Origin of the sequence: Bartonella sp. CL25QHWL, from assembly GCF_042195335.1 — a bacterium.
Classification (GTDB): Bacteria; Pseudomonadota; Alphaproteobacteria; order Rhizobiales; family Rhizobiaceae; genus Bartonella.
On the sequence record NZ_JBHIOE010000034.1, the window covers coordinates 1 to 5,568 of the forward strand.

Here is a 5,568-nt window from a genome sequence, read left to right on the forward strand (position 1 = left end):
TATTTCCAGTGTTTTTGGCTATTATGGTTATAGAAGCCGTAAGGACACTTTCATGCTTTAAAACGTCTACCTTTAAAACAAAGACATAAAAAGCTGCACGTATAGTGCAGCTTTTTTGCAAAATTTTCTTGATTTTTCATGCTTTTCAACACAACAAGAATTTTCGAAATCCACGTGAAGCTTTTATAATCGTGAGAAACAAGCTTCAAAATAAAAGATTTTTTTCAATAATTCTATTTTTTTATGTTTTTCCTTTAAAAAACTTCTTAAATGAAGTGTTGACTCCATCGATTATATATATGCCATTACAGCATAACAAATATGCGGCTCTTGCTCTATTTTTTCCATTTAAGCCAAACGAATTTCGCAAAAAAATATTTCTCTACGATCAACAACTTTTCTCAATGTGGAAAACATATCAATCTTACATCTCATGTAAGAGGGAGCATTATGCGGTTAACATTTCATCCACACACAATATGAGAGAATAAGTTGAATTCTCTGATACAAAGGGAATACCAACCTACCAAATTATCTATTCTCAACAAAGCAACACTCTCACCACTTCAATACCAGTATTTTAGTTTGAGGATACGAACACAATTTACATTCTAGATTAAATGTATCAAATAAATAATGAACATAAAATCTATGAATAAACAATGGTTTAACTTTACATGCTTCAAACAAAGGACAAAATTCTATAATCATGCGTTATTAATTCTTTTGTAAATATTTTTATCAGATATCAAAAATCGTACCATTGCTTTCAATACAAGAAACCGACATAAAAAGTTTCATATTGAATGACCAAATAGTTTTTTTACAAATTGCGACATTAGAGCAAAAGCTTCATTGGCTAATTATACGAAAAAATAAAATAGAAAATGCATTTTAATAAATATAAAAGCAAATTGTTTTATAAAAGAATATGTAAAAAACCATAGATCACCTTATGATCATGTTATTTATGATTCAGATATTGAGTTTAGTTTTGCACAATCGTTTGAAAAAAACGATGAGATTAAAGTTTATGCGCAACTGCCTAAATGGTTTAAAATTGATACACCTCTTGGATCATATACTCCCGATTGGGCTGTATTATTCGAGCAAGATGGGCAAGAAAAACTGTATTTTGTTGTGGAAAGCAAAGGAAGTATTTTCGAAGACATGTTGCGCGATCTGGAAAAAGCAAAAATCCATTGCGGTCATGAACATTTCAAAGCTTTGGGAGAAAATACCCAATATATTGTTTCTGATAATTATGAAACTTTTATCGATCAAGCACTTCAAAAAGATACCATAACAACTTGAAAAAATGTTTGGGCTATGGAAACAACCCTCCCCTGTTGTTTATAAAATGCACCTTTTTCCTACTCTATAATTTACAAGCCCTTCCTTATAACCGATTTTAATTTTTATTAAACAATCAAGAGATTGTCGAATATTTTCCAGAAAGGGCTGCACATTTAAGAAAAGAAAATTATAAACTATTGAGAATACATTTGACACCCAAACAATCATTTAAGCATAAAAAATGATATATAAACAAACATTGGATTTTTAAGTCAATAATTTGATTTATAAAGATTTTCACATTTTCCATGTTAAATAATAAATGCAAATGGAGCAGGCATGCACGTCTCGTGTAGGTTCTGCTTTTGCTCTCATGCAAAGTGAATTGACAGAAAACAGACTCCTCGATAAACTCATCAAAATCAGCTTAACTGATGGCTTCATTTTGGAGGAAGAGGGGTTTGTACACAAGAGAAGCATTTGGGGACCATCAGCACTTCCAATCACATTCATTCCAATATCAAAACCGCAGACATCACAAACACGTGTTAATTTTTAAAAGTCTGTGAATGAGGCGCAACCAATGTTTTAAAGAACATCTGTAGGGAGCACGATCATGCAAAAGGTAGATTCCTATACAAAAACAGAACGGTATGTCATATATACCGTCATTATTTCCAGCATACTTCCTCTGCTGGACGGAAGCATTGTTAATGTCATCCTTCCTAACCTTGCGCATTATTTTTCCGTGGAAGGAAATAATATACAATGGATTGTAATATCCTATTTTCTAGCCACCGTGCCAGGACTACTGATGGCAGCTTTTGTGCAAGGAAGAATAGGTATCAAAAGCACTTGGTTTCTTGCAAGCTTCATTTTTATGCTTGGATCACTGGGGGTAGGATTAAGCTATAGTTTTCCAACTATTATATCTGCCCGTATCGTTCAAGGTTTTGGGACCGGTCTTTTGCTACCCCTTAGCCAAACCATCATTGCCTTACAATTTGGACAGACACGAGTGCGCCAAGCCATGGGCACCATAGCCGTACCAACAGTTTTCGCTCCTGCCTTTGGTCCGCTGGTGGGCGCCTCACTTGCTCAGTATGTCTCTTGGCGTTTGTTATTTTTTATTAATATTCCGCTTATTTTATTGGCACTCACCCTTGGAGCAAAACATTTAAAGAACAACGAAACAACAAAAACAAAATTTAACTTATTTGCATTTTTAGCGTTTTCCATATCGCTTCTTTCGTTTTTTTACCTCACAGAAGCCAGAAACATCAATAACAAAAACCACTTATATATCCTAGCACTTATAGCCGTGATATTTCTCATATTATTCATTGTTTCTAATCAGAAAGCAAAAAACAAATTAATCGTCTTTAGCGGATTTCAAAATGCGCGCTATACATTACTCATGATCATGGGGCTTGTTGCTTCATTTCTTTTTTATAGCTTCCTCGTTTATTTCCCACTAGCCATTGCCATGGAACAAGCCCATGAAAATAGCCTTCTCATCATCGGTGCCCTCCTAGCTCTGCAAGGGGTAGGAGCATGGATCGGAAGGAAATTTATTTACCAAAAATGGAAAGAAAAATCTCCCTTTTTCATGATAGGAATTGGTTTAGTGATATCAAGCCTTGGGTTATTATGCTTCGGCTATAATATAAGCATGGATGGACTTGGATTCTTGCTAAGAGGCATAGGACTTGGCATCGCCACCATTGTCTGCCTTTCCGCCCCCATCCAATATGTCAACAGTTTATACGTCAAAGATACAGCCGTTATCACACGCATATTACAGCAAATAGGTGGTGCCTTAGGGGGTATATTCGCTGGCTTTTTGATCCATTCTCTGACAGAAGAATACCTGTCCTTAAACCAAACATATATCGTATTCTTCATATTCTCTATCGCTGCATTTTTACTGTTTTGCCTAGCCCTCCTCTTATCGCGTAAAGAGAAGAATTTTGATTTATGATATGCTTTATTTGAACTCCCTATCCATAACATTGGCAATAGCTTATAAAATCATACAGCATTCACCACTTTTCGAGAAACCAACACACTGATACCTTGACCACAGCCTTCATCATTTTTATGAAAGAACACTAAACCGATAAGCTCCTTAAGCTCTAAAATTGATCACCTCCAGTAACGTACGGTGTTTGTAATTTTATGATACCTCTGTGCTTTTAAATCCCTCTAAAAACCTCTTGAAATATGGGATTTTCTGATCAGACCTTTGCAAAGATCCACGAAATTAAGCACGCATTTCAATGCGGAATAGTCTCATAAATGCGCTAACAGACGCCCTACCGAACCAGCATAGAATATAGAACCCGCCCCCGCGCACGCCCCTATAAATGCTAATCATCTTCTATAACGCACCGCGATGTGAAAAATCGCACTGTATTACAAACTTGATAATGTTATTCGCCCCTTTTCAAAGTCATTGAATCACTATGCTTTCATAACAGCAATAGGTCCAAATGAAACTGAAGCGACAAAAACAGCTGGTAAAGCAGCATCTTCTCTCCATTTCATTGTTAACTGTTATAAGAAATCTCCCCCACTTTAATAAAAAAGCCCTCTCTCATTGAGAGGGAAATTTTAAAAACATTGAAAATACAGACAGCAAACCATCTCTAAAAAGACTGTTTCTTGATTTTCACAGCGTACTCTTAGATTTCTCTAACATTTTCCTGCCTTTAGATTTTCCTTATAAAATTTACGGACAAAAGAAGCTTTTCAGAACTCTTTTACACATAACTTCATTGCTTCAAGCTCCCTTACAGACACGATAAACGCGTATATTTCCATCTACCAAGTATGCGAGCTTCACAGCGGATATAATGAAAACAGTCTTTTTATAGAAAACCGTAAGCTTTAACGGAATAAACGAGATTTTAAACTAGCCTCCCGCATTACTCATTACTCTATACCGGTTATGCAAATAAAGAACCCCATCTGCTCTTTCTGACAAGCAAAGAACACACACAACATTTAGTAACATGCCATTATTGAAATTCTTGTCACAAAACCTTCCGTTCAGGGATTATGCGCATTACCTGCTTCCTTCTCTCCAATAAACAATCTGCCAATAAAGAATGCTATTGCAGTTACGATAATACAAAATTATACTTCTGTTCTCATTCTATATTTTTCGAATTATCACACACTATTCCCCCCTTCACTGCTTCACTGTTATAACAATGAAAGGAGAAAAAAATTAAAACACAATATAGTATTTCTTTTTCACAAATCTTATATAAGCCACAAAATTGTTGCGCGACTTTCTAAGCAAGGTCAGGCAATAAAATCATACTCTAAAAACCACTCAACATACCACTTTTTGATATTATAAAGCCATAAAATGCAATTATCGTCTCCGCAAAAAATCTCTCAGAAAAACAAAATCCCTCCTGTAATCATTGGACTACTTCCTCCAATGTTTGCGCACCATTATACGTGTAAGGAGTTAAATAACTTGTTTATTGCATCATTTGCTCCTTCTGAGATTCCAGAAGGTACAAAATCCGAAAAAGTTAAAGCATGGCTACGTGCAATCAATGTGGAATGCGAAGAACCGCTTGAAGTCCTTGGTAACTTGCTTGGGGATTTTTTAGAAAAAGAATATTATGACCCAGACCCAAGCGGATTAAATCCATCATTATATGAAAAAATTTTACAGTTACAAAAAGATAAACGTACAGTTTTAGAAAAGTTAAAGGAATATGACTTGGAATATCAGCGTGGAGGATATATTATCAAGAATGAGCTGACCTCCACACAAGAATTGCAAAAAGCTGGTCTCCTCTCTACAGAAGAGCTACAAAAACGTATTACAGAGAAAGGCCTTTCAGCAGTAGAAATCGAAGTAAAAAGAGCATTAGAAAATATAGAAAAAGATCCAAGGGAGGCGGTTCTATTTGCAGCAAATCTGTTGGAAGCCTCTTGCAAAGCTTATCTCGACCACCATTCTATCCCATATGCAGAAAACGCCCGTAATAATCTGCCCGCTTTATGGGAAGAAGTCGTTAAGAAAGCTAAGATCCATCCCGAAGATATGAAGCAAGAAAACTTAAAAAATCAAGATCTAGATGAAAATGACTTAAAAATGATCGCATCCGGTCTGTATCAAATTGTGCGCGGTACTATAAAGTTAAGAAACAAGAAAGGTGCAGCGCACGGCCGCTCAAAAAAGGATTTTGAACTAATCAATCTCAAGCCTCGCCATGCGCGTTTAACTTTTAATGCCGCCCATTCTCT

The 5,568-nt window shown here is 35.7% G+C and carries 4 protein-coding genes; all 4 read left to right on the plus strand.

Annotated features, from left to right (window positions below; genetic code table 11):
* Window positions 1–921: 921 nt before the first annotated feature.
* Window positions 922–1,314 (plus strand): hypothetical protein, encoded by a 393-nt coding sequence (locus ACFILY_RS08980; protein ID WP_273790981.1) that lies wholly within the window; start codon window positions 922–924, stop codon window positions 1,312–1,314.
* Between the two features lie 304 nt (window positions 1,315–1,618).
* Window positions 1,619–1,855 carry a hypothetical protein gene (locus tag ACFILY_RS08985; protein ID WP_375631802.1) on the plus strand — a complete coding sequence of 79 codons (237 nt, stop codon included), beginning with the start codon at window positions 1,619–1,621 and terminating at the stop codon, window positions 1,853–1,855.
* A 57-nt stretch (window positions 1,856–1,912) separates the two neighbouring features.
* Window positions 1,913–3,277 carry an MFS transporter gene (locus ACFILY_RS08990; RefSeq protein WP_375637899.1) on the plus strand — a complete coding sequence of 455 codons (1,365 nt, stop codon included), beginning with the start codon at window positions 1,913–1,915 and terminating at the stop codon, window positions 3,275–3,277.
* Between the two features lie 1,509 nt (window positions 3,278–4,786).
* The coding region (locus ACFILY_RS08995; protein ID WP_375637898.1) for an abortive infection family protein at window positions 4,787–5,568 on the plus strand (782 nt) is incomplete at its 3' end.